The organism is Acinetobacter sp. WCHA39, from assembly GCF_002165385.1.
Classification (GTDB): Bacteria; Pseudomonadota; Gammaproteobacteria; order Pseudomonadales; family Moraxellaceae; genus Acinetobacter.
This window is the reverse complement of record NZ_NHRP01000032.1, coordinates 1-23,767: the sequence shown is the minus strand read 5'-3', so window position 1 is coordinate 23,767 and position 23,767 is coordinate 1. Positions and strand designations below refer to the sequence as shown.

Here is a 23,767-nt window from a genome sequence, read left to right as displayed (position 1 = left end):
AGCAAGTGATTCGAGGTGAGAACATCTAAACATCTGACTAAAGTTCAGTGATTGACCTAAGCTATTCAATCATTTTAGTGTACTAACACTGCTTTGTTAAAAATGATGATTAGGTCGTATAAAGTTGTTTTTTTAAGCGGGCTATGCGGTTTCTAAACCCTTCTATACTACGTTCTAAACGTGCATAGCTTGCTGTATTTTTATCTTTGCGACATGTTTGGATATAGCTAAATTCTTTGAGTTCTGCCTCAAGTTCTTGAATTTTTAGTACCGTGGCAAGTTTTTTATCCCATTGAGCTAATAAATTGGCTTCTCTGTATTTGAAATAGTCTTCATCGATCATTGCCGTCCTTCTTTTAATTCGCTCATAAAATAGGCATATCAACCCAACCCTACGATAACATAAGCAATTAATTAATATTTCATTATATATGCCGGCAATAAACCATGACTAGCAATTAACTTCAAATAATTACATAACACGCCCTGTATGAGTTTGTAAAAAATTCACCATTAGCAAGTGAAATTCGTGGGTACAAGTTCGTTTTGATATTGGTGAAAAAATACAAGAACTTCTTTCCGTTGCCGAAGATCAATTTGAGCAATATAAATCAAAACGAACAACTATTTGGCGAAATAAACTGATCAATACTATGAAAGGTTTATTGAATGAATGCTTACCTCAAGCTCAATATTCAGCTATATCATCTACTGTTACCTTATCTGATGATATATTCAAAAATATAAAACAAGGTATGGAAGATGAAGGACTGTGGAATGAGGAATTAGAGCAAAAGCTTTTTTTTGCATCTCAAATACAGCTTTCATATTTGTAATCTATAAGGGAGATATTAAATTTCCCTTTTTATAGCTTACGATAGGCTTACATTGCACAAACTTCCTGAAAAGCCATTCATTGATATTTTATGTATAAGTTGCTGTTTTGTAATTACAATATTTTAAATTTAAGCTCACTTATGCCACATACCTTAATCAGTTTATAAATTATATGGAAGAGTTCCCCCTTACCGAATTTCCACCGCTGAAACAAACTTGTTATAAAATATCAAAAAACTTCACAGCCATGTTATCTAATCTCTCTTTCACTACCTCCCAATCAGGCATAACTTGATTCAATAGTTGGTAGAAACGCTCACTATGATTATGTTCAACCAAATGACAAAGTTCATGCAGAATCACATAATCAATGCAGATTGTAGGCGCTTTAACTAGATGAGGATTGAGCGTAAGTAAACCTGATGGGGAGCAGTTTCCCCACTGTGTTCGCATGGTCATCAAACGAATATCAGGGTAATTTTCAACCCATAAAGCTTGTTCTAGAATATGTTGCAAACGTGCTTCGAATATGACTTTTGCTCGGATTCTATACCATTCATTTAAATAAGATTTAATACTTTCAAGACCCATATCCAAGGTGTTTACTTCCAATCTTCCTCTTAGAAGTTTTACACCTTTTGGCTTGGTATCATCATGAATCACTTTCAATTGATATTGTTTACCTAAATAAAAGTGGCTTTCACCACTTTTATATTTGCGAGGCGTGATAAATCTACTTTGTTCACGGAACTCTCGTAATTGTTTATAGATCCAACGACTACGCTGCTTTACCGCTTCAATAATTGTTTGATCATCTGTATTTAACGGTGTTGATACAACCACCCGACAATCAGCATAGACTTTAATCAGTATCTTTTGAGTACGACTAGGACTTTCAAGCACCTCAAAATCAATAATTTCATCACCATAAACAATGCTTAACTTTCTCTCTGGCAGCGTATTCATCCTAGAGCCCATTTAAACCAACCCGAGTAATTTGTACGATCATTTCTACAATTTTTTTTGCTTGATCCATACCACTCCCAATGGATTTACATTCACGGAACATCTGAGGTAATAATTTTTTACGGATATCCGCTTCAATATTTTGCGGATTGATGGAGTTTTCAGCCACAGAGCTCATCACAGAACGATCAACCTCGAAAGCGAGTTCAATCCACTTATCTTGATTCTGTTGATTTGTTATCGAGAATGCTTCAGGTAATAGCTTCTTAAAGACCCCGTAATAAGCTTGAGCATGCTTATTACCACTGAACACATCGGGAATTTCATCTAAACGACGAGCTTCAACTTGTTCTTCAAACTCTCTAAACAACATGTGTTGCTTCAATGGGTGATCAAACTCTTTCTCTGCTTCTTCAATGACTTGACGTAACAGCTTAGAGAAAGCCTCCTGAGCATAAGGATCATCACGCAATTGTTGCTCAATCATCTTAGTTACACGAGTTTTAATGATATCCGTTTCATTACGTGTTTTCTCTTCACTCCAATCTTCAGGCTGAGCTATTTTACCCATCTTGCCAACTTCATAAACCCCATCAGGGTCCTTAACTTCAATGCCCACAACATGCTTATCAATCAGTTTTTTGACTTGCTCTGCATACTGATCGTAGTCAACAGTCTCCCCAGCATCTCGTTTCACAATTTGACGCAAGCTTGTAAATAGTTTGACTGTTTCTTTGTAGTGCTGACGATCTGCATCAGAAAAGCTTTTATCTTCAAAGAAGGTTGCTGACTGCAACGCAACTTTTAAACAACTTGCAAACTCTGTAAGTGCTTCATAAAAATCATCACGAACTTTTAAGTGAATATCGACTAACTCACCCTTACGTTCTTCAATACGAGGAACTAAAACTTGGCGTAACTGCTCTGGATCATTTTTATTTTTAACATCAGCAAAAATTGCCCAAAGTGCTTTATACAAACGAGGTAATCGTTTGTATTCAGAACTCATTTGAGTATATAAGCCTGTAAGATCGTTAATATCATAACCACCTTGGGTACGAGCAGCGAGATCTTGGTAATCAAGAATTGTGGCATCCAATTCTTTTAAAATACCGCGATAATCAATTAATAAACCAAACTTTTTCAATGGGTGAAGTCTGTTTACACGCGCAATTGCTTGAATTAAATTGTGCTGTTTTAAATTTTTATCAATATAAAGAACAGCATTTTTAGGTTCATCAAAACCTGTTAATAGCTTATCTACTACAATCAATAACTTAAGGGATTCATCTTTTTCAAAGCGTTCGATGACTTGTTTTGTATAGGATTGTTCATCTTGAGTACCGACATTCTCTTTCCACCATTGAGTCACTTCAGGGGTAGTTGATTCATCAACATCAGTATTACCTTCACGACTATCGGGTGGACTCATGACCACTGCCGATTCAAATAGACCAGCTTCATCCAAATATTTTTTATATTTAATCGCTGAGGCTTTACTGTCACAAGCAAGCTGACCTTTTAAACCATCATCAATATTTTTAACAAAATGATTGGCAATATCTAATGCAATCAGGCGAATACGGTCATCAGCAGTATAAAGCTGACCTTTTCTCGCAAATTTACGTTTTAAATCTGATTTTTGCTGATCATTTAAACCTTCTGTAATGCGCTCAAACCATGTATCAATAGCACGTTCATTTACATCTAAATCAGGAATGCGCTCTTCATATAGCAAAGGCGTTACGGTTTTATCTTCTACGGCTCTTTGCATTGTATAAGCATGAACAATAGGTCCAAACTTGTTAACGGTCTTTTCATCTTTAAGCAATGGTGTACCTGTAAATGCCACGAATGCCGCATTTGGCAGTGCGAGTTTCATACGTACATGGTTTTCACCACCTTGGCTTCGATGCCCTTCATCAATCAGGACAATGAAGTCTGAACTTGTGTTAACACATTCAGGAAGCTTGGTTGCAGAATTAAACTTCTGAATCAAAGAGAACATGATTCGTTCTGTACCCTTACCAATTTGTTCAGCCAAGCGTTTGCCTGAAGTCGCCATGGCATTTTGCTTGTCTTTTTTTCCTGCCAGTTCACCACCTGATACAAAGGTTTTACTCAGTTGATCTTCTAAATCGACACGGTCAGTGACAACCAAAATACGGCATTTTTTTAAAGTTTCATGTAAGATCATGGCTTTACTGAGAAAGACCATAGTAAAAGACTTACCTGAGCCCGTTGTATGCCAAATCACACCACCTTCACGACCACCCTTGCTATTCTTAGTACTAATACGCTCAATGAGGCGTTTGATACCAAAGATTTGCTGATAACGGGCAACAATTTTTCCTGCTTTCTTATCGAAAAGCGTATATAGGCGAACCATTTCGAGTAGTCGTTCAGGCTTTAATAGACTAATAAGCAGTTGATCTTGACCTGTAACAGCTAAGTCTCCACCTGCAATTAGGTTTTCATACCAATTTAAGTCATCGACTGGACGATAAGAAAATAGGCTCTGTTTTTGTGAAGCAGTTAATTTCTTATTTTTAAGCGCATACATCTCTGCATCAGAAATATCTTCTTCTCGCCACGCTGCCCAAAACTTAGCAGGAGTATTACATGTGCCGTAACGCCCTTCATGTCCATTTATAGAGAGTATCAGTTGGCTATATGCAAACAGATGTGGAATTTCATCAGGTCGCTGATTACGAAGCGTCTGAGAAATGCCTTCATTAATCGTTGGACCTTTCTTTGCCTGACTGTCAGGGCGTTTTGCTTCAATCACAACTAAAGGAATACCATTTACAAAGCAAATGATATCGGGTCTACGTGTATCTACTCCACCTGAACGTGTTACAGCAAATTCTTCTGTATATGAAAAGTCATTATTATGGATGTTATGCCAATCAATCAATGGAATCGTTGGGCTAACTTTTTTTCCATTTACAAATTCAGTTACTGGAATACCGTAGAACAAATGGTTATACATTTTTTCGTTAGCGGTCAGTAGCCCCTCATTCAAAGCTGGGCTACAGATTTCAGCAATTAAGTTGTCTACCGACTTTGCTGAAAGTGGATATTCTTGACCCGCAAATGGAAAAGTACGTTTAGAGAGCTCTTTACGTAAAATTTGGCGTAATACCACTTGGTCTTGTTTACCATCACGGGCAACAAGTGCCTGTGATGGCGGTAAAAACGACCACCCCAGATTCATTAACAATGTTAATGCGGGAATCTTAGCACTGTATTCTTCTTGAAACTTAATTGAGAGACCGTTCATATCAAACCAAAACTTTTAAAATAAAACTGCGAAACATGCACTAAGATTTGCTTTATAAATAAAGCAGATAGCCATAACAATTAATACCACCAAGAACATATAAAAACTTAACGGCACTTTATCCCTAAAAAAACTAAAATTTTTCTGCTCATCAACCCATTCAATCTGATGTTGCCAAAAGAATTTATAGTGTGCATACCAATCACTGAACAATATTTGCTTACTCAGACCTACTGAATAATACTGACTTTCTAACTGCTGATATTCACTAATCAAATTTGTTAAATCATCAGAATCACTTTTACTTTGGACTGAGTAATATAAAGCTCTAAGCTGATTATAAATTTTAGTCAGCTCAACACCTGCCTTTTCATAATCACTTTTTTTTGCATCATACATACTGACATAGAGACCAACCACGCCAAGCACAGTGAAAGATGCTGAAAGAAAGCTTGTTGAAAGCTCCTTGAATGCTAAAGAATAAATACCGAAAGCAATTGATATAAAACTAATCCATCCTGGGGATTTTTCAACAAGATCATAAGTAGCAAAGTGTTTTTTCGCTCCAAATCCTACGTTATAGCCAGTTTCAGCGATACATTTAAGAAAATCAGATCGATTCATATTTAATCCTCAATTGGCACATAAATGCGATCACGAGCTACAACCACACCATTTTGAATGATGTAGCACTCCACTAGATGTTCACCATTAAAACTTGAATATTCATCAATGCGTTCTTTTCCATCATCCAACACAATTTGACCACGAATACAATTACGTCTTTTCGCTTCTTCACCTCTATTCAGCACTTTCCACTTCACAGAATAGTTCTGTAAATTTTTTGGTGTTGTATTTTCTTCAATATAAAAACTTAAACCACGTCCATGATTTAACTTTTTCTTTCTACGTTTAAATCCTCTTAGCCAATCAATCGTTTGACCATCTTGAGTAACTTTAGACTCAATTTTTAGCTTATATCGAATATCAATTGGATATTGATCCTCAATAAACTGCTCTGTATGTTCATAACGCATATCTTCAATGCGTATCGACATTTCTGCTTGTTTACTTGGTGCTTTAGGAAACTGTCGTCCATAAATCATTCGCCACTTACTATAAGCTTTATCGTCAGTACCTAAATCAATAGCCTCTAAACATAAATCATAAGCATCTTGTGCAGCATCTTGGAATTTAGCTTTAACTTTAACATCCTGATTACTGCCTAAAGCTTGATAATGATCACGATCAGGTTGATCAGCTAAAAATTTAAAAAAATCTCGGCTTAACCAGTCATAATACATATAGCTTTTATCATCATAGTAAGTCGTAGATTTCATGAAGTTATAGGCAAGTGTATCAATCAGTAAGCCCCCCATTGAGACACCATGCTTATTTTTCCAAGCTCTAGCCATCTTGCATAAACGACGCAAATTTCGATTTTTTGCATTATTCATATTTTGCATTTCATCAAGTTCAGCTTGCGGTTTTGTAATCTTCCAACTACCGCCATTTTTAGTATCTGGATATTTATATGATCCATCCTCTTGCTTAAATACAGGCTGTACCTCTACATGAAAGTTCGTATATTGGACACATACGACTAATCGATCTACAAACACAGTGGTTCGAGGATAACGTGCAAGAATTGCATCTTTTGTATCCTTTAATAACTTTGATTGACCTCCATTTTTATAATCCTCCCATTTTGAAGATGGCATGATGTACAACATGTCTAAATCTGAAATACCTTTAATCGCAGTCCATCTGCCATAGGAACCAACTTGTAATTGATTTGATGTTTTTGATTCGGTATCACGAAACTTTTTGTTCAACGCACATGTTATCTCTTGATAACGCAACGTGATTTGTTCTTCATTCGCAACCTTAATATTGCTTAAAAAGTCTTGAAACATTTGGGAAATTGACATTACAGCCCTCAAATTTTAATTGTTGATAAAGTATTAAAAACGTCCTTGTTTCTAACAATACATTTAATATTTTGTGACGCCAAACATGATCAATCAGCGCCAAATTTCACTTTTGCATTAGCTTTTATTGAGCTTAAAACTCAACTGATAACGATAAAACTCAATATTCTGAGCCACACTCAAAGCACGACGAATTCTTAAGTCATCTTCAAGTGCAATGATGACCCCTTTTACCTGCTGATCTGCCTCAGCCAACTCATCTTTGACATAGCCCATATAGCGTTGAATTTGCCCCACAACACGATCACTTGCACGACCACGTTTTAGCTCAACAACAAGCAACGTCTTTTTATCCTTACTGATTGCCAAAATGTCGATAGGACCTGTATCCGATGGATACTGTTGACCGACCAATTGACCTTCTTCGGTATAGATGTCGTATGTAGCACCCAATTCAGTTTTAGACCAATTCTCTACCAAGAAATGCTCTAAATGCTTTTCTAAAGCAAAAGCTGTTGGGTCTTCGAGTATTTCATCAGGCTCGAGGTGCTCAACTGTTTCTGTGCCATCAATAAGCGTTTTAAGCTCTTCTGCATACTTGGTCAGATTACAAACCGCACCTGCTGACCCCGATGAGTTTTTCAACTCTTGAGACATCATTTCCCTAGGTAGAGTCTGTTCAAACCATTCAACTTTTCTGCGATGGCTTAACTCACCAGAAGGCACGTAGTAGTAATCTGAAATGACTTTACCCACTAAGTAATGCCCATCCCCACGAGGTGTAAGGATGATATCTCCGTGTTTAATGCCCTTTGAAAGGGTATGTAACATACCACATGCTAAGCCTGCCGAAATTTTGGTTTTGTCAGGTAAAGCATTGAGATAAACAGGAATAAAACGATGATTAAACTCACGCCAATCATCAGGTAAGTCATGGGTTAAGTCTTGGTCAATGTTCCAGTTGGCGGCAATAAAGCCGCCCTCTAGAAACTCTTGAACAAATACAGACTTCGCACCCGCCATAATGCGGTAATAGCTAGGCATCATTTGCATCATCAAGCAGCCACCTTGACACGTTTTTTACCTGTCAAAAGTTGTTGCATCAGGGCTTTTTTCTCTTTTTTTAGACAATCTAACTTTTTCTGTAAGGTACCAATTTCTTGATCTGCACTTGAAAGAACTTTGGCTATTTCTTTCTGTTCTTCTAAGGTTGGGATTCTCATTATTACATCACAGAATGATGATGTTTTTAATGCAACTCTTGTCCCTCCTTGGCTTAGAGCATTAATTTGTTTATGCATTTGGTGGCTATTTAGAAGATACATGCCAAAATCAGCATTAATATTTGAAAACTTAAAAACACCGTAAGCTGGACTAATAAGCGCATTTTCAAGAATCAATTGCTGATTAAACACAAATTTTCCATCATCGGACATACTTCTAAAAGTCACATATCCTTTTGGTACAATCTTGTAACCAGTAGTGTCCTCACTTGCAACTTGCTTCTTAAAATAGTCATCCTGTAAATATATTCCTCTACGTGAAGAGGTTATCACTGGAAATTGATTATTAGTCGTAGATTTAACATTATAAATAGTAATCAGTTTATCTAGAGAAACTGATTTCCATTTGTCATCAAATTGATTATCACTCACATCCAATAACCGCTTCTTACCCATCAGCAATTGCTGCATCAATGCTTTTTTCTGCTGTTGGCTATTTCTGAGCAGTTTTACAGTAGCCGAAATCGCTTGATCCCAAATTGAAAGGATTTGGGCGATTTTATTCTGCTCTGCCAAAGGTGGTGTGTAGATTTTTAAACGTCTAACATCATCTTTTGTAATAGTCTTGGTTGTTGAACCACTAGCAAAAGATTTAACGTAATGCTCATTTTTTCTTAAATAGGTGTAGATAAAATATGGATTAGCCTTCTTAGGATCAATCCGAATTAAAAATAGATTCATTCCCAATGATACAGGCTTGCTAATTTCAGGCATAAAGTAAACTGTGCCAGGATTAGCAATTTTGTTCATGATTAAATCAGAAGCATAAACTTTTGATTTTTTTAGGAACTCATAAGCATGCTCATCTATATAGATAAGATTATTTTTAAAATCATTTGCTTCAAAATTGGTAGTTCGAATCATGACAGCATGATTCTCTTTATCCAATAATGTCACATTTTCTTTTAACTTTTCATAAGCACCATTAGCATGATAGTCCGTTAGAAGCTCAATAACATCACCTAGTGGTTTATAAAGAATAGTATTACTCTCCATAACCCAACTCCTCTAAATACTTCGCCATTTGAACTTCAAGCTCAGCAAGTTGAGTCTTTAACTGCTCACGCTCAGCACGTACAGCAACCAAATCAATCTCTTCTTCCTCTTCAAACGTATCCACATAACGAGGAATATTCAGGTTGTAATCATTGTCTTTCACTTCCTGCAAAGTCGCCAAATAAGCATACTTTTCCACGCTTGCACGAGCACGATAGGTTGCAATAATCTTGGCAATATTCTCTTCAGTTAAGTTATTTTGATTTTTACCTGACTTAAACTCACGGCTTGCATCAATAAACAAAACAGAATCATCAGACTTTTGCTTTTTGAAAATTAAAATTGCCGCAGGAATACCTGTACCGTAGAACAACTTTTCAGGTAAACCAATCACCGCATCTAATAGGTTTTCGTTAATCAACTTCTCACGAATCTTCCCTTCAGACGAGCCACGGAATAACACACCATGCGGAACCACAACGCCCATACGACCCGTAACAGGTTTGAGCGTCTCAATCATGTGTGAGATAAAGGCATAATCACCTTTGGTCTTTGGCGGTAAACCACGACGGAAGCGGTCAAACTTATCATTCTCAGCTTGATCATAACCCCATTTGTCTAATGAGAATGGTGGGTTTGCAGTCACAATATCAAACAGCATCAAGTCGCCATTCTTATCCAATAATTTTGGATTACGAATGGTATCACCCCACTCAATTTTGTGGTTATCTTCACCATGCAAGAACATGTTCATCTTGGCTAATGACCACGTTGAACCAATCGCTTCTTGCCCATACAACGCATATTCTTTGCTGTTGTGATTACTGACGACTTTACGGCCACACTTCATTAACAGTGAACCAGAACCACAGGCAGGGTCACAAATACTGTCGCCTTTTTGTGGATCAAGTAACTCCGCAATTAAGTCCGATACTTCAGGTGGAGTATAGAATTCACCCGCCTTTTGACCACCACTCGCAGCAAAGTTTTTAATCAAAAATTCATAACCGTTACCAATCACATCAAGTGAACCCACACGGCTTGGTTTGAGATCCAACTCAGGCACAGCAAATACTTCTAAAAGGTCTTTTAGAATGGTATTTTTTTGCTTTTCTTCACCCAATTTATCGGTATTAAACGAGATATCTTGGAAAACGCTTTTGCCTACATCTTTCAGCTTTGTACCATTGGCTTCTTCAAGTGCATGCAAAGCCATATCAATACGTTCACCATTGCCGGGTTCAAAGCGACGCTCATGCAAGGTATAGAAATTTGATTCACGAGGCAGGACAAAACGCTCGCTTTTCATTAATTCTTCGATGAGCTCAGGTTCATCGCCATGTTCATTTTTATAATTATCGTAGTGATCTTGCCATACATCAGAGATGTACTTTAAGAATAACATCGTCAAAATATAGTCTTTGTAGGTATCTGCACTCACCGTGCCACGGAATACATCACATGCCGACCAAAGGGCTTTATTGACGGTATCTTGATTGATTTGAGTAACCATTATTTGTTTCCTTGGAGCAGTTGTTTAAACATGCCCATCATCATTTGTTCACGATTTTTAAGTAATTGTTGGGTCAAGATCTGCTCTTGCTCCCAAATACGGTTTAATTCGATTATGCGTTGCTGAATATCCAAGCTAGGGATTTCAACTTCAAACTGGTTGACTGTAGATACGCTAAGCATTGGCATCTTAGAGCCCTGACTTTCTTTCCGTAACTCGTATTGCACATGAGGTTGGTTTAAGTACCAGCATAAGTATTCAGGCACTACATTTTGATTTGGCATTATTATCAAAAACTGGCTACTCACAATTAAGGGTAATGCTTTTGATTGATCTTGATTGCCTACAAAATAATGTGCCTTGAGATACTCTCCACGACAGGGCAGCAACACAGACTCAGGCGACACGATTGCGTTATCTTTACCTTGCCAATCAATTTGCGGTAAAGCATCTGCAAAAAGCGTATAACTACATGTATCCGTTGCTATGTTACGAATGTCTTTGATCTGCAATACGTGGGCATTGCCAGACTCAACTTCCTCGATCTTTTCTCGAAATGTAAAGCCTGTACGAATCTCTGTAAGGTCGCTCAGTTTTAAGAATCTCTTTAACTTTGCCATAAATATTTACTCAGAAAGGGATTGAGCCATCCTTGGCTCACATATTTAAGAAGCTTTGCCTAAGTTTTCTTTAAGCCAAGTAGTAACATCTTTCATTCCCTTTGAATCAAGGTTGTACCAAGCTGCCTCATTTTGTAAGCGAGTCACTAATAAGCCATCATTACCATCCATGACTTTGAATAATTCCTCTGCAATTTGTGATGGTGTTTTTTCAGAGACAATTAACCAACATGACTCCAGTGGATGACACCAATTGCCTAGAGACCTAATTTTTTCATAAAGCTCATCATAGTTACGTTGTTTACGCAGGTCATAATTGATCTGATATACTTTCATTTGTTCTGAACTCCTAATATTTAGTCGTGTTAATGGTTTTGAACTCGATGACAGGCGGCCACCTGTCATCCTTATTTTTTGCAGTAGAACATCTATTCAAACCAGCTAAATAGCATATTATGTTGCTGATAGTACTATGTCAATTAAAATTACAGTAGATTATCTACGTTTTTTATTTAATTTATAACCTTTTGTTAAATAATTAATTTTCTAAAAGTTCGGTAATAAGTGTTGAGGATGAATCTTCAATATTTTTGCAATCTCATATAGTTTTTCGACAGTTAGATTTACTTCCCCACGCTCAATTCTTCCCATGTAGCTCCTATCTATAGAGCACTGTAGGGCCAAGAACTCTTGAGTCATGTTTAACTCTATTCTTTTATTACGGATTAATTTCCCAATTTTTATAGATAATTCTGACATGTTCGGCGTCAACTATCTTGGCCGGTTCGCGTCAATTATGATGGCCGGTTAGGTTTTCTCATTTTTCCTACTTCCAGCTTGTTTTAACTGATGTTGTTTTCGATAGCTTTCTCCTTCTAATTCTATAATTGTCGCGTGGTGGATCAGCCGATCTATGGCCGCTACCGTCATCATGCTGTCTGGGAAGATCTGATCCCATGCACTAAACGGGTGATTGGCTGTGATGATCAGGCTACCGCTTTCATATCGATGCGCGATAAATTCAAACAGTACCTGGGTTTCTGCATCGGTTTTTTTCACATAACCAATGTCATTTATCTGACCACCCGATATTTCAAAATAAACGGGAAGCCCACCGCTATCTACAGCGAGATGAATTTTTGTAGAACTCCCACCCCGACTTTTTCCTATCGCTTCATCTGAACTGCTTGCGGCTCCGCTACTGTCTTGATGCGCTTTGACAATACTTCCATCAATAAACAACCATTCTGGATCATTATCGGACGATATGCTTTGAAACCATTTTTGTAACACACCTTTCTTTGACCAAAGGTTAAAGCGCTTAAATACAGAGTTCCAACGACCGAATCTTTCAGGCAAATCTCGCCACTGAATGCCTGTGCGCATACGATAAAGTATGCCTTCCAGTGTATTTCGGTGTTCATATTTATTGTAAACACGCCCTGTCTCTTTAAGTATTTGCTTTAGGGCTTCCTAGGCGTTATCTGTTAGCATTGTCCTTGGCATAGCAACGTCCGTTCTCGGTGGTATTTTTGATTTTTGGCGAAACCATTATACCTTGTTGCTATGCCGTTCATTTTTCACTCAAAGATCAACAGCCTCTAGTAAGGCACGTACTTGAAGCACTTAAAAGATAAAAATAAAGGCTCTCTAATGTGTTTAGGAGCCATCTAACTTATAGTTGTTTCGGGTGAGGCTTATTTGTTTTTGTGCTCCAGTGCTGTAAGTGATGTACCTACGATAAATATAGACACGACAAACAAGCCTAAATCTTTTAGCAAAAACTGGCCAGGAACCACAGAGATCGCAGGAAACCCAAGAGATGCCTCAAAAACACCGGGTGTAGTCAGCATGAACGACAATGTCGTAAAAAAGAGTCCGGTTGAAAGTACACCGCCCAAGATTGCGAGCTTAGGGGAGAAAACTCGTGCAGCGATTAACAGGCCAACTGAAATTTCAAGCACACCCAGAAAATTTGAGAATCCTTGAATGCTGAGGAAGCTATACATCCACGAAAGCAGAGGGCTATTACTAACAAAACCATGTATACCGTTTGCTTCGTAGCTAGTGAATTTCATGCCACCAAACCACAAATATATTATCGTCATGGCAACGTAGATGCCACCTATACCAAACTTAGTGATTTTTGCACCGAGATTATTACTAAGGGTATTGGTAGTCTGGACACCATTTTCAATTTCGGGAATAGTCATCTTATATCTCCAATTATTTTTAGCCATGTGGACTCACTCTATGTAGCCCACTAAAATGATATGACTCTTGAGAAAAACTATATGTTTACTCGAGTCGAACCTAACTTAGGTAATTGCTGTAGTTGAGCACCAATGGATTAGACATCAATGCCTAGTGGTTGAACGGCCGGGAAGTCGACCTCGGTCTGTGTCACTTCGTTAACGTAGTTAGTGAAAGTGTTCAGGGCAACAGCCAACAGAATATCCACTACATGTGCATCACTGTAGCCAGCGTTCAGCACCGCTTGGACCTGGTCATTGCTGACTTGCCCGCGCTGGCGGACTACGGCGGCAGCAAAACGCACGGCTGCGTCGGCCTTAGGGTCATTTGATGCACCGCTGCGGTTGGCAGTGAGTTCAGCATCATCAAGCTTGGCCACCTTACGGCCTAGGAAGGAATGGGCAGCAAGGCAATAATCGCAGCCGTTGATCTCAGCGACGGCTAGGGCAATACGCTCAAGAGTCGCTGTACCCAAGCCGCCCTGTGCTGATGCTGCGCTCAATTGCAGGAAGCCAGTCAGCGCAGCAGGGCTGTTGGCAACGACGCGGAACATGTTAGGAACGCGGCCCAGTTGTTTTTCCACAGCCTTGAGTGAGGTATGGGTAGCAGTAGGCGCGGCGTCGATTGTGGTAGGGGTGTTCAAACGTGACATAAATTTCTCCTAGTGATTTGAAAGACAGCACGCTGTATTGGCGTGGAATAAATTGTATTTAAGAAGGTTCTGCTTGATAATCCGTTGCTATCAGACAGCTCATCTTCACGTCTTGCGCAGTCGCCATTTCAGTGCCACTACACACCTTCGTTGACGTCACGCCGTCCTGATTTCTAAGGAGGTCTTCGAGACCCCAAAAACACCCTCCGGCAACGATCACATAATCTAGTTTCATAAAGCCTCCTTGGTTTTTATCTATTTACTAATGGAACTGAATTTACAGCATGTAAAATAGATATAATATGTTCAATAGTTCGTATAACATGACCTATTGGACAGTTTACGTAGGGGCTATGTATGGATGCAGACTTTGGATATCAGATTAAAAGAGTTGTGAAATTAAGGGTTCACGAAAAACTGCAAATATAGGGCAAATCAGATTGTCTATACCCATAATTTAGAGCGCCCGAGCATCAGGAACTCACTGAAAGCAGACGTTTCTGAAAATAAACAAGGCACAGCGCTTGAAAATTTCGAGACATCAACGTTTTGCCAAAAGGCTAAAAATGCGTGCACTACTCATTTCGCATTTAAAGAGAGCATCGGTTATTAGGCAATAACGATGTGGCCAAAATTTGTCGACCACTACACTATCTCGTAAACGAGTTTGTTAGACGTCAACTAGTACGTATTTTTAGTGTAAGGTCATATTAATGCACGATGCTAAACTCTGCTGTGAGCTAGGTAGGATGTATAAATACCATAAATATTTCAATGCTTTACTTTTTAAAGCTCAAGTGAGTTACTCAGTTCCGACTGTTGGTGGCAGATTTGGAATCTCGCGATTTGTCTTAAATGTCAGCCAAGCAAGTCTCTCGCTAATAAAGTGTTGACTATCCCTGACAAAGTAACAATTTCTTGCCATAATCAGACTTAAGCACTTTACTTAGAGTGTATGTGCGCCGCTTAATGCATCAATGCTGCTAATTCCCTGATTGACATCAATCACTTTGTTTCCTGTTTGATACTCTGAGATAAACAAGATCGAATGATGCAAAAGGGGACTATTTAAATACTGAGGGAACAAATGGCAGTAGATTTGAGCATAGAAACCGCTCTGCTCCTAGAGCGCTGGCAAGGCATTGTAAACTCGATGGCTCAAGTCGCGGAAGTGCCTTGTGTGCTGATTAATCGATTAGATAAAAACGAAATTTGTCAGGCTGTTGGCAGTGTGTCAGTACCAACTTTTTATTGCGGTGAACCTGTTCCATTGGCACTTAACACTTATTGTTCCCAAGTCATTTCCAGTAACCAGCCATTACTAGTTGAAAATGCAATCGGTACCCGATATGAAAACAATAACCCAACATTTGCAGCAGGCTTTAGTTATTACTATGGCCTGCCATTGCTTTGGCCTAGCGGAAAAACTTTCGGTACTTTGTGTATGTTGGACTTTTCAAGCCCAGATCGGGCATCACAACACTGTTCCTTACTCACACTTTTTAAGCAGGCCATTGAATACGATTTACAGATGCTTCAACAACAGCAAGATCTGCTAAAGCGTGAGCAACAAGCAGACAAAAAATTTATACAACTATTCAATGAGATGTCAAATAGGATAAGACCGGTAACTAATAATAAGTTGCTTCAATCTGAGTTGTTTGTACTTTTGACAAGCCAATACCAATACTGGCATCAGGAACTGGATAAGCAGCTTAATCAAACCGTCCTGACTGATGAAAACTCCATTCATATAGCGGCACTGGTTCGAATTTGGTCAAATTTGTTGGCGATTGCCCATGAAACAGAATGGTTGAGAGCTACGGCAGTTCTAGAACCTTATAGTTGTGATGCTGTTGCGTCACTGGTCAATGCAACTCCATTATTAGAACAAGCAGTGTATAAAACAGCGCTGACCCTTGGTGCTGATCTCGTTTTGAGGAGTCATTTGCCTAATCCACTGTTACTAAGTGGGAAACCAGAGTTATGGTCTCTGATAGGACTAGCTATCACGAGCTTTTTAGTTGTTGGCGCCAGCGGTACAAGTATAACTATTTTTGTCAGTAACCGATTAAAAGGTAAGTACAGAGTTTTGGAATGGTCCCTTCTTGTAAAAGGCCAGACGATGCCGCTGCGTTTTACCCGCGATAATCAAGCGCTTTATGGTTTTGCAACAGTATGTGCCGAGTTAGCGGGTGCTGTTCTTGAATCTGGTGAGTGGCAATTAACTGAGAGTCTTCAGCAACAGAGTCGTTATCTCAACTCAAATCGTGATCACGTTGACGACATTGAAAGCAGGAATGCTTCAAGAACTGCTAATGGCATAACCAGGCTTATCTGCTTATCGATACCGGTGATGGGAGACGATTTATAAACACTCAGCGATGATCAGCGAAGTTGTGTTTTAGTTTTCTTGTTGGCACTACATCCGGTATGGCGGCCTTTAATCTGAGAGTGACACTTGGGATAACTGAAAAACTGGCTGTGATTCTGCTGAACGGAGCTTGGTGCTAAGCATGTTGGCGTCATTCAAAGCAAGGTCAACACTGCTATTAACGTTTACGATTATCTGACGGACGTGCTGCTGCGCGTCAACCAACATCCAGTAAGCAAGGTACATGAACTAATGCCGAAGTTACGGAAAGCTCAGTTCGAAAGCGCATTACAGCGTTCAGCTCTATTTAGCAATCCCGATGCTTCGGTAAAATAAGCCACGGAAAATGCTCCGGAGGCCGCATGCACACTAAATAGATGACGTTAGACGAAGAGTTGGATTTAAACGAGCAAATTATAGAGCCTGCGACCGGAAAAGCCAAAAGTTTATAAATACAGCTAAAACTCAAATCAAGCAGGCGAATATTGTACAAAACAATACCATTGCTACAGAGATAACTTCAAGTCTGACAGATCTATGCTAGAGTTAAATCAACGATTTAATTCATTTTTCTATGCAGGATCTTTGAAAAATGCAGTAGAAAAACGGAGAAGTACATGACCTTTAGTTTAGCTCAAACAGCTAGTGCAGAAACCACACTAAAAGCACCTGCTGAAGCAGATCAGAACCTGCGGGATATCACTGAACTGGCGTGTTATATCTGTGATGCACCAGTGGCTATGGTGACGCGAACCGATGACACAAAGCTGAATCTAATTGCAAAAGTTGGTATTTCGCGTACCTCTGTATTAATTAAAGAGTCCTTTTGCGTGTATGCAATGGAAACACCTGATGCGGTAATGGTGGTCCCTGACGCTACTTTAGATCACAGATTCAGTACCAATGCTATGGTGATTTCAGGACCTGGCTACCGATTTTATGCTGGCTCGCCGCTGATTGATCCCGAAGGTGCAGTGATTGGTACTATTTGTGTCTATGATCATGTTCCTAAGCAGCTGAACCAGCGGCAGATAAGCTCTTTGCAGGCTCTGTCCAGACAAGTGATCGCCATACTGGAGCTGAAAAAAGTCGGCGAACAATTACATAATACCAGCATGACGGATGCGCTGACAGGGGTGAACAACAGAAGAGCTTTTGACCTCAAGTTTGAAGCTGAATTTGCTCGCTGGCAAAGAACAGGACAATCTTTTGTACTGGCATTGATTGATATTGATCACTTTAAGAGTTTTAACGACAGCTATGGTCATGCCGCAGGAGATGAGGCACTGAGTCAAGTCGCGGCTCTGTTTCAGCGCCATAGCAGGAACTATGACTTTTTCGCCCGTTATGGTGGTGAAGAGTTTGTGCTGATCCTGCCAGGCACAGACACAGCGTCCGCAAATAAAACACTGGAAAAGTTAAGGCTGGTAGTGGCTAACCATGAGTGGTTATTACGACAATTAACGGTCAGCATAGGTTTGGCCAGCGCTGATTTATTTGACGACAAAAAGCAGTTGCTCGAAGTCGCCGATCAGATGTTATACAAAGCTAAAACCCAAGGCCGCAATCAAACCAGTGTGTTCGCCACACTGTAAGAGATCTGTTCATGCTGCGCTGATCTCAAGACCTCATAAAAACTGAGGTCTTGCTTCGGTCGATAAGCTGGTCTGATATTGGCATTATTTATTCCTTTCAAATACATGGGTAATGCGACTTACACAGATTTTTTATGCTCTCTTGGACTCCATGTGAAGGAGATCGTCACATTCTTTACATATAGAAAATAGAGTTCTTTAGCCAGCTGCAATTTCAGATTAACCGATTCGGTAAGCTTTCTGCATTTCCGGAGACAACTTTTTTAGCCAGCTTGAGAGACTGAAGCCTTTTCTATCGGTACTATTTAATTTAGTAAAATACAGATGTTCATCCCAGCGAGGACCGAAATCTACTTCTGCAAGACTTACAAGCTGTTTGTTTCTGCGAAGACGATGCTTTTGATGGTAATCTTCGGCGGGCCAAAAATAACCATTTTGTTCTCCGGCCTCAATCACCTCGGGAGATTTCTCCTTTCCAATCGCTTGAATCAGTTCTTCAGCTACTTGTTTTTGCTCCAGATCAAAAACAAAAAGTATCTGGCGATACTGGCCCTGCTTTCTACCATGAACAGACCATGATTCAAAACTTCCAAGAAGTTCCCTGTAGCTGATTTGGTCTTTATCGTAGATCACTCTGACGACTTCGGCGTGTCCGTTGATGTTGCGGTAACTCGGATCCAGAGTTGATGCTCCAGCGTAGCCAACACGTGTTTGCACTACTCCCTGCGTCCCTCCAAAATTAGAATCCGGTCCCCAAAAGCAACCCATGCCGAAAACCGTTTGACTAAGCTTCCCGATTTTCAATGCTTCTTCGATTGCTTCAGGGGTTGCAAATTCATAGCTTTCAACACCGTCTTCTTTATTCATTTTTAGATCCGACATATTTTTCACCTAACTTTCAAAAATTGAAGCCACTCCCATTCCTCACGCCGTGCAAACGACGATAAGACCACGTTTTCCAACACCAGCTTGATGAAGTATCTTTGCTAAAACTCCGCAGCATGTTTCTTGGTAACACAACTGCGGAAAATTGCTGTAATCATTGATCTTACTGCTTATTAAGTTATTAATAATTCTAAAAAACTCATTATTTCATTGAAGCTTCCAACCACCTGTCAAGGTCCTTGAACTTGGGGTTTCTCAGCTTCTTTGTCCCAACCACTATTGTCGGGAAATTCAGCTTTCCGTTCGAATAGAGGGAGCACAGTTCATCAGCAGCCGCGTCGTCTTCATGAACATCCAAAAAAACAAACTGGCTCCCTTTTTCTTGCAAGTACGAATGGTAAATCTTGGTTTTATGGCAGTCTTTATGACCGAACAGCTTAATCAACACGAACGGCTCCTTTTTTCAAAAGGTTCACTTTCATAAACCCCCTCGATTTAAAAATTATTCTACAAACTTCAATGACTCCGAGTTAATACAGAATCGGACCCCTGATGGCTCAGGACCGTCTGGAAAAGCGTGCCCCAGATGGGCTTCGCACACATTGCATAGCACTTCGATTCTGCGCCCGAAGGTCGTATCCAGTTCATATTGAATTACGTTGTCTGCGACTGGCTCAGAAAAACTCGGCCATCCCGTTCCCGAATCGAACTTTAGGTTCGAGTCAAAGAGTTCGGTGTCGCAGCCCACACAGGCGTACCTTCCAGCTTCATAAAATGAACAGAGTTCTCCGGTGTGCGCGCGTTCGGTGCCTTTCATCCGCATGACCCGAAATTGCGCTGGCGTCAGAATTTCTTTCCACTCTTCCTCGCTCTTTTCTACTTTTTTGGGAGGCGCGGGAGTGCCGTTATCCAGGTAGTTGTAAATGCTTTTCCAATTGAACATATATTTGCTCCTTTATTTTAGGGTTCACTCTTTAGCTATCAATCCACGAGAAGAAGTCTGTAGCACTACCAATGAATTCTCCATCCACAAAAACTTGCGGTACAGTTTGGAGATTTGTTCTTTCCTTCAACTCCAGGTAAGTCTTCGGATCGTCGTCTACGCGAATTTGTTTGAAATCGACCTTTTCAGCAGTTAGGTAATTCTTCACGCGTGCGCAAAATGGACAATGGTCTTTCGTATAAATAACAACATTCTTAAGTGCTTTCATTTTTTCCTCGTTCATTTGGTTCATGATTTAGTCTCTTTCAAAATGGCAAGAGTATCCGCTGGGATTCCTCTGCAAATAGTTTTGGTGATATGCCTCAGCGTCGTAGAATTCTTTTTCCAGGGTGACGGTCGTGACCACTTCATTCTCGAAGCGACCGATCTCATTGACCTCATCAATCACGTTTTCGATAATCGCTTTCTGTGCATCGTCACGATAGAACGCTGCCGAGCGATACGAAGTGCCAACATCATTTCCTTGGCGATTCTTCGTAGTCGGATCATGGATTTTGAAAAAGTAATGTAGAATCTCTTCGAGAGATATTTCGTCTTGGTCGTATTCCACGCGAACCGCTTCGGCGTGCCCCGTTTTCCCTGTTATAATATCGGCGTAGGTAGGATCATCAAAATCTCCGCCAGAGTAGCCCACCTTCGTTGACGTCACACCGTCCAGACTCCTAAGGAGGTCTTCGAGACCCCAAAAACACCCTCAGGCAACGATCACATAATCTAGTTTCATAAAGCCTCCTTAGTTTTCATCCACTTACTGATTAGACTGACTTTACAGCATGTAAAATAGATATAATATGTTCAATAGTTCGTATAACATGACCTATTGGACAGTTTACTTAGGAGCTATATATGGATGTTCTCAGTGAAATTTTAGATAAGGTAGAGCTTACTAGCAGCTACTGGTATAGAACCTCATTTGCGGGAGACTGGGGCATCAGCCTCCCGCAGGAAGAGAATCTAGCGAGATTTCACATCGTGACTCATGGCGAGTTTTGGTATGAGGTGCCAAAACTTAAACTTAAAGCATTGGCGGAGCAGGGCGATATTTTGATCTTTTTCAAAGGGATGGAGCACACCATGGCCAGTGCACCAAAAATCAAGGCCGAGCCTGCGGTCGAATTTAGAGCTAAAGCCAACCTCACCGAAGCTCAAGTTTTGGAATACGGTGATCAGAGCAAGCTCAAAGCCAACGTCGTTTGCGGACATTTTTGTTTTAATGGCGGACCCGATCATCCATTCTTAAATTCGCTGCCAAATGTCGTGCATATCAAGAGTGCTGATAACTCCCACTCGCCTTGGCTTGCCATGCTTTTAAGTATTATAGAGCAGGAAGCAAAATCAGGGCTTCCTGGAAGCAACACGTTAGTCAGAAAGCTGACCGAAATTATCTTCGTGCAAGCGTTAAGAATCCACATGTACAAATCCAATAAAAATGCTGGATTCTTCAAACTGATCGAAAATCCGCAACTCAGCAAAACCTTGGAAGCTATTCATCATAGTCTCGATAAAAAATGGGGTCTTGACGATCTCGCCGGGATTGCGGGGATGTCGCGTACGAACTACAGCGTCAAATTTAAGGAGCTGTCAGGCATGACACCTCTTGATTATTTAACCTATTGTCGGCTTGAAAAAGCAAAGCAGCTGCTTAAAGAATCCGGTAAGTCTGTTCCCGAAGTGAGTGAAGCCATTGGGTATCCGGCACATGAACACTTTCAAAAGTTGTTTAAGAAAAAAATTGGCAAAACTCCTAGCGCGTACAGAAAAGAAAATTCTGAAAAGGTGTAAAAATGAATATCTATAACTCTCCTGTTACCAAAATAGCTTTCTGGGTCATAGTCATTGGTGGTGCGGCTTGCCTGCTTATCCCTTTGTTTGCACCTCTTCTTCCGCTGCAATATTTGAAAGGTTATGGCGAAATAGGAGATGTTCTTGGAGGTATTTCAAGCCCATTTCTACAAATTCTGGGTTCAGTGCTTCTCTTTCTGGTGTTAAAAGCTCAGATTGACGCTAATGGCATCCTCCATCAGCCTTCTATCTGTTCTGTAGTCAAAAACTGTTTCTTTAAGAAAGTTTCTTCCAATAAAATGTTATTAGTATGACACCATTCTAATAACAACTTAACGGCATTGAGATAGGCTTCTATTGTATTTGAGGCCTTCGCAGAATTTCTGAGCTTACTTGTAGCAAAAAGAGTCGGATACCAATTCGGAACTCCATTGTCATCTATCAAAAGTGAATAACGTTCGCCTGACTCAAATTTTGTTCTAATGAGTTTCATTATGTAGACTCAAAACATTACATTATTTGATGGTACATCATTACCTGTTAAATTCAATTATTATATTTACTTACATGTTAAATTATTATATTTTAATATCAATTATTTATATAAAATTATTTACATAAAAGTCTTTGGTGCATTTAAATATGAAAAATTATAATTTTGTTGAATATCCTTCAAACTCATCGTACGCATGGCATGTTTATTTTGTTGATACCATTTTCACGTAATACAATTTGCTCTCGTGATCGTACGATCTGCTGTCTCTTAACACCGATATATTGAACCAGATAACGGCAGTATGAAGATACTTGTCTTTGAGTAACACTATTCATTGCTCATATCTTAGAATATGTTTGTTAATGATAAAAGCCGTAGATATTTCATTTAACTTTTAATATCTCACTACTCTTTACAACTTTGATTGGATGATATTCCTCTTCATAAGCTTCAATGAGTGTGACTAAAATTTCCCTTTCCTCGGCTTTAGGCGTACCTTTATTCGCCTGAAAGATACTTTCTAATCGAATAAAAGCGTTAGTAAGTTCAACATCATTTTTAATTGGTTTAATATTCACTGATATTTCCTCATTCTTATAGTGTCCTCCAATTCCCAATACCTAGAAACAGGAGGATAGACATCAATATAGCTATTCTAATTTACGAGTATTATTTCAGCTTTGAATAAAACTTACTCTTACTGTCATACTGATAAAGTACAATTTTATTTACTTTAACCATCCGATTATTGTCGCTCATATCCGTTCCCTGATATTGAATCTGGAATGGATAAAATGGTTGTCCATTTTTGTTGACTCTGATTACTGAAGAATACCCGTACTCTGGTTGTTCTGAAACTTTTCCTTCTTCAAACATTTGTTCAACAATATAGTCGTCCTCATTTAACAGAAGAAGTGACCATACGCTTTCCCCATAACCATTTCCGTAATAACCATCAATGGTATAGCTTCCTAGTGTATTGTTTCCAAAAGCTTGTAAGTTCTTTTTAAATTCTTGAGCATTCCATGAGGTTCGACCATATCCCTCTATACTTTCAATTCCCCCTTGGGCTGTTTTTGAAATCATTTGGAATTGTCGATTGTCCAATTTTTTAAAGAGATATAATTCCAAAGTGCCTCGTGTAACATGTGAAGTTTCTATCCTGCCTTCGATTGCTAAAGTCACTTCGACAGGGACTATATAACGGACTTCCCCCTGCATTGTTAGCGGCAGTGTAAAAATGACCCCCTAATGGCATTTAAAAACTGACCCCCTTGGTTAATATAGCGGTCATTTTG

25 protein-coding genes and 2 pseudogenes are annotated in these 23,767 nt (G+C 39.5%); 5 read left to right on the top strand and 22 right to left on the bottom strand.

Annotated elements, in window-relative coordinates:
- Nucleotides 1–109: 109 nt before the first annotated feature.
- Nucleotides 110–343 (bottom strand): hypothetical protein, encoded by a 234-nt coding sequence (locus CDG56_RS13645; RefSeq protein ID WP_057081907.1) that lies wholly within the window; start codon nt 341–343, stop codon nt 110–112.
- Between the two features lie 310 nt (nt 344–653).
- On the opposite strand from CDG56_RS13645, the gene CDG56_RS13640 reads away from it, so the two are divergent.
- On the top strand, nt 654–836 hold the full coding sequence (locus CDG56_RS13640) for a hypothetical protein (RefSeq protein ID WP_057081906.1): 183 nt from the start codon (nt 654–656) through the stop codon (nt 834–836).
- A 220-nt stretch (nt 837–1,056) separates the two neighbouring features.
- On the opposite strand, the gene CDG56_RS13635 is transcribed toward CDG56_RS13640, so the two are convergent.
- The 14 genes from CDG56_RS13635 to CDG56_RS17355 all read right to left on the bottom strand — a co-directional run bounded on the left by CDG56_RS13635 (nt 1,057) and on the right by CDG56_RS17355 (nt 14,569).
- Entirely contained in the window at nt 1,057–1,803 is a 747-nt protein-coding gene (locus CDG56_RS13635; protein WP_057081905.1) for a M48 family metallopeptidase, read from the bottom strand.
- Nucleotide 1,804: 1 nt separating this feature from the next.
- A complete protein-coding gene (locus CDG56_RS13630; RefSeq protein ID WP_087548184.1) occupies nt 1,805–5,086 on the bottom strand; it encodes a type I restriction endonuclease subunit R in 3,282 nt (1,093 codons plus the stop codon).
- 15 nt (nt 5,087–5,101) lie between these two features.
- Nucleotides 5,102–5,710, bottom strand: a complete 609-nt coding sequence (locus CDG56_RS13625; protein WP_087548183.1) for an SLATT domain-containing protein — start codon at nt 5,708–5,710, stop codon at nt 5,102–5,104.
- A 2-nt stretch (nt 5,711–5,712) separates the two neighbouring features.
- Nucleotides 5,713–7,017, bottom strand: a complete 1,305-nt coding sequence (locus tag CDG56_RS13620; RefSeq protein WP_086222948.1) for an SMODS domain-containing nucleotidyltransferase — start codon at nt 7,015–7,017, stop codon at nt 5,713–5,715.
- Between the two features lie 117 nt (nt 7,018–7,134).
- Nucleotides 7,135–8,073 (bottom strand): endonuclease NucS domain-containing protein, encoded by a 939-nt coding sequence (locus CDG56_RS13615; RefSeq protein WP_087548182.1) that lies wholly within the window; start codon nt 8,071–8,073, stop codon nt 7,135–7,137.
- Entirely contained in the window at nt 8,073–9,296 is a 1,224-nt protein-coding gene (locus CDG56_RS13610; protein WP_087548181.1) for a restriction endonuclease subunit S, read from the bottom strand. The genes CDG56_RS13615 and CDG56_RS13610 overlap by 1 nt, the downstream gene beginning before the upstream one ends.
- Nucleotides 9,286–10,809 carry a type I restriction-modification system subunit M gene (locus CDG56_RS13605; protein ID WP_087548180.1) on the bottom strand — a complete coding sequence of 508 codons (1,524 nt, stop codon included), beginning with the start codon at nt 10,807–10,809 and terminating at the stop codon, nt 9,286–9,288. Before CDG56_RS13605 ends, CDG56_RS13610 begins: the two co-directional genes overlap by 11 nt.
- The gene (locus CDG56_RS13600; RefSeq protein WP_057104322.1) at nt 10,809–11,429 is read right to left on the bottom strand and encodes a restriction endonuclease subunit S; all 621 of its coding nucleotides are present in this window, start codon (nt 11,427–11,429) and stop codon (nt 10,809–10,811) included. The genes CDG56_RS13605 and CDG56_RS13600 overlap by 1 nt, the downstream gene beginning before the upstream one ends.
- A 45-nt stretch (nt 11,430–11,474) precedes the next feature.
- Nucleotides 11,475–11,765, bottom strand: a complete 291-nt coding sequence (locus tag CDG56_RS13595) for a hypothetical protein (protein ID WP_057081899.1) — start codon at nt 11,763–11,765, stop codon at nt 11,475–11,477.
- A gap of 210 nt (nt 11,766–11,975) precedes the next feature.
- A complete protein-coding gene (locus CDG56_RS13590) occupies nt 11,976–12,188 on the bottom strand; it encodes a helix-turn-helix domain-containing protein (protein WP_057081898.1) in 213 nt (70 codons plus the stop codon).
- Nucleotides 12,189–12,236: 48 nt separating this feature from the next.
- On the bottom strand, nt 12,237–12,887 hold the full coding sequence (locus tag CDG56_RS17180; RefSeq protein WP_198114842.1) for an IS5 family transposase: 651 nt from the start codon (nt 12,885–12,887) through the stop codon (nt 12,237–12,239).
- Nucleotides 12,888–13,126: 239 nt separating this feature from the next.
- On the bottom strand, nt 13,127–13,642 hold the full coding sequence (locus CDG56_RS13580) for a YkgB family protein (protein WP_004911234.1): 516 nt from the start codon (nt 13,640–13,642) through the stop codon (nt 13,127–13,129).
- Nucleotides 13,643–13,779: 137 nt separating this feature from the next.
- The gene (locus tag CDG56_RS13575) at nt 13,780–14,334 is read right to left on the bottom strand and encodes a carboxymuconolactone decarboxylase family protein (protein ID WP_043971153.1); all 555 of its coding nucleotides are present in this window, start codon (nt 14,332–14,334) and stop codon (nt 13,780–13,782) included.
- Between the two features lie 58 nt (nt 14,335–14,392).
- A complete protein-coding gene (locus CDG56_RS17355) occupies nt 14,393–14,569 on the bottom strand; it encodes a peptide-methionine (S)-S-oxide reductase (protein ID WP_005006244.1) in 177 nt (58 codons plus the stop codon).
- A gap of 852 nt (nt 14,570–15,421) precedes the next feature.
- On the opposite strand from CDG56_RS17355, the gene CDG56_RS13565 reads away from it, so the two are divergent.
- Together CDG56_RS13565 and CDG56_RS13560 are read left to right on the top strand one after the other, a co-directional pair.
- A complete protein-coding gene (locus CDG56_RS13565) occupies nt 15,422–16,708 on the top strand; it encodes a GAF domain-containing protein (RefSeq protein ID WP_000257537.1) in 1,287 nt (428 codons plus the stop codon).
- Nucleotides 16,709–17,325: 617 nt separating this feature from the next.
- Nucleotides 17,326–18,303 carry a sensor domain-containing diguanylate cyclase gene (locus tag CDG56_RS13560; protein ID WP_002119794.1) on the top strand — a complete coding sequence of 326 codons (978 nt, stop codon included), beginning with the start codon at nt 17,326–17,328 and terminating at the stop codon, nt 18,301–18,303.
- Between the two features lie 219 nt (nt 18,304–18,522).
- Here CDG56_RS13560 and CDG56_RS13555 read toward each other — a convergent pair whose 3' ends face one another.
- The 5 genes and pseudogenes from CDG56_RS13555 to msrA form a co-directional block, all read right to left on the bottom strand.
- Complete coding sequence (locus tag CDG56_RS13555) at nt 18,523–19,185, bottom strand: peptide-methionine (S)-S-oxide reductase MsrA (RefSeq protein ID WP_001281573.1); 663 nt, start codon at nt 19,183–19,185, stop codon at nt 18,523–18,525.
- Between the two features lie 205 nt (nt 19,186–19,390).
- Nucleotides 19,391–19,636 (bottom strand): glutaredoxin family protein, encoded by a 246-nt coding sequence (locus tag CDG56_RS17600; protein ID WP_011711656.1) that lies wholly within the window; start codon nt 19,634–19,636, stop codon nt 19,391–19,393.
- Nucleotides 19,637–19,690: 54 nt separating this feature from the next.
- A complete protein-coding gene (gene msrB, locus CDG56_RS13545) occupies nt 19,691–20,131 on the bottom strand; it encodes a peptide-methionine (R)-S-oxide reductase MsrB (RefSeq protein WP_005403705.1) in 441 nt (146 codons plus the stop codon).
- A gap of 31 nt (nt 20,132–20,162) precedes the next feature.
- Nucleotides 20,163–20,423, bottom strand: coding sequence for a glutaredoxin (locus tag CDG56_RS13540; protein ID WP_005403706.1), 261 nt, complete (start codon nt 20,421–20,423; stop codon nt 20,163–20,165).
- A 3-nt stretch (nt 20,424–20,426) separates the two neighbouring features.
- Nucleotides 20,427–20,873 (bottom strand): annotated as a pseudogene (msrA, locus tag CDG56_RS13535) (peptide-methionine (S)-S-oxide reductase MsrA); the annotation flags it as partial.
- Between the two features lie 164 nt (nt 20,874–21,037).
- Here msrA and CDG56_RS13530 point away from each other — a divergent pair.
- Complete coding sequence (locus CDG56_RS13530; protein WP_002123001.1) at nt 21,038–21,973, top strand: AraC family transcriptional regulator; 936 nt, start codon at nt 21,038–21,040, stop codon at nt 21,971–21,973.
- Nucleotides 21,974–21,975: 2 nt separating this feature from the next.
- Nucleotides 21,976–22,287: a hypothetical protein gene (locus CDG56_RS13525; protein WP_227519072.1), complete on the top strand. Its 312-nt coding sequence runs from the start codon at nt 21,976–21,978 to the stop codon at nt 22,285–22,287.
- 565 nt (nt 22,288–22,852) lie between these two features.
- Here the strand turns inward: CDG56_RS13525 and CDG56_RS13515 are convergent.
- Together CDG56_RS13515 and CDG56_RS13510 are read right to left on the bottom strand one after the other, a co-directional pair.
- Nucleotides 22,853–23,047: a hypothetical protein gene (locus tag CDG56_RS13515; RefSeq protein ID WP_057081956.1), complete on the bottom strand. Its 195-nt coding sequence runs from the start codon at nt 23,045–23,047 to the stop codon at nt 22,853–22,855.
- 91 nt (nt 23,048–23,138) lie between these two features.
- A pseudogene (locus tag CDG56_RS13510) lies at nt 23,139–23,690 on the bottom strand (sel1 repeat family protein); the annotation flags it as partial.
- Nucleotides 23,691–23,767 lie beyond the last annotated feature (77 nt).

Bases quoted from the DNA above. Each gene is read 5' to 3' on its own strand.
- CDG56_RS13625 (WP_087548183.1), bottom strand. From the start codon at position 5,710: ATGAATCGATCTGATTTTCTTAAATGTATCGCTGAAACTGGCTATAAC.
- CDG56_RS13530 (WP_002123001.1), top strand. From the start codon at position 21,038: ATGGATGTTCTCAGTGAAATTTTAGATAAGGTAGAGCTTACTAGCAGC.
- CDG56_RS13615 (WP_087548182.1), bottom strand. From the start codon at position 8,073: ATGATGCAAATGATGCCTAGCTATTACCGCATTATGGCGGGTGCGAAG.
- CDG56_RS13630 (WP_087548184.1), bottom strand. From the start codon at position 5,086: ATGAACGGTCTCTCAATTAAGTTTCAAGAAGAATACAGTGCTAAGATT.
- CDG56_RS17355 (WP_005006244.1), bottom strand. From the start codon at position 14,569: ATGAAACTAGATTATGTGATCGTTGCCGGAGGGTGTTTTTGGGGTCTC.
- CDG56_RS13635 (WP_057081905.1), bottom strand. From the start codon at position 1,803: ATGAATACGCTGCCAGAGAGAAAGTTAAGCATTGTTTATGGTGATGAA.
- CDG56_RS13525 (WP_227519072.1), top strand. From the start codon at position 21,976: ATGAATATCTATAACTCTCCTGTTACCAAAATAGCTTTCTGGGTCATA.
- CDG56_RS13600 (WP_057104322.1), bottom strand. From the start codon at position 11,429: ATGGCAAAGTTAAAGAGATTCTTAAAACTGAGCGACCTTACAGAGATT.
- CDG56_RS13610 (WP_087548181.1), bottom strand. From the start codon at position 9,296: ATGGAGAGTAATACTATTCTTTATAAACCACTAGGTGATGTTATTGAG.
- msrB (WP_005403705.1), bottom strand. From the start codon at position 20,131: ATGTTCAATTGGAAAAGCATTTACAACTACCTGGATAACGGCACTCCC.
- CDG56_RS13645 (WP_057081907.1), bottom strand. From the start codon at position 343: ATGATCGATGAAGACTATTTCAAATACAGAGAAGCCAATTTATTAGCT.
- CDG56_RS13565 (WP_000257537.1), top strand. From the start codon at position 15,422: ATGGCAGTAGATTTGAGCATAGAAACCGCTCTGCTCCTAGAGCGCTGG.
- CDG56_RS13580 (WP_004911234.1), bottom strand. From the start codon at position 13,642: ATGACTATTCCCGAAATTGAAAATGGTGTCCAGACTACCAATACCCTT.
- CDG56_RS13575 (WP_043971153.1), bottom strand. From the start codon at position 14,334: ATGTCACGTTTGAACACCCCTACCACAATCGACGCCGCGCCTACTGCT.
- CDG56_RS13555 (WP_001281573.1), bottom strand. From the start codon at position 19,185: ATGTCGGATCTAAAAATGAATAAAGAAGACGGTGTTGAAAGCTATGAA.
- CDG56_RS13595 (WP_057081899.1), bottom strand. From the start codon at position 11,765: ATGAAAGTATATCAGATCAATTATGACCTGCGTAAACAACGTAACTAT.
- CDG56_RS13590 (WP_057081898.1), bottom strand. From the start codon at position 12,188: ATGTCAGAATTATCTATAAAAATTGGGAAATTAATCCGTAATAAAAGA.
- CDG56_RS13640 (WP_057081906.1), top strand. From the start codon at position 654: ATGAAAGGTTTATTGAATGAATGCTTACCTCAAGCTCAATATTCAGCT.
- CDG56_RS13605 (WP_087548180.1), bottom strand. From the start codon at position 10,809: ATGGTTACTCAAATCAATCAAGATACCGTCAATAAAGCCCTTTGGTCG.
- CDG56_RS13560 (WP_002119794.1), top strand. From the start codon at position 17,326: ATGACCTTTAGTTTAGCTCAAACAGCTAGTGCAGAAACCACACTAAAA.
- CDG56_RS13540 (WP_005403706.1), bottom strand. From the start codon at position 20,423: ATGAACCAAATGAACGAGGAAAAAATGAAAGCACTTAAGAATGTTGTT.
- CDG56_RS13620 (WP_086222948.1), bottom strand. From the start codon at position 7,017: ATGTCAATTTCCCAAATGTTTCAAGACTTTTTAAGCAATATTAAGGTT.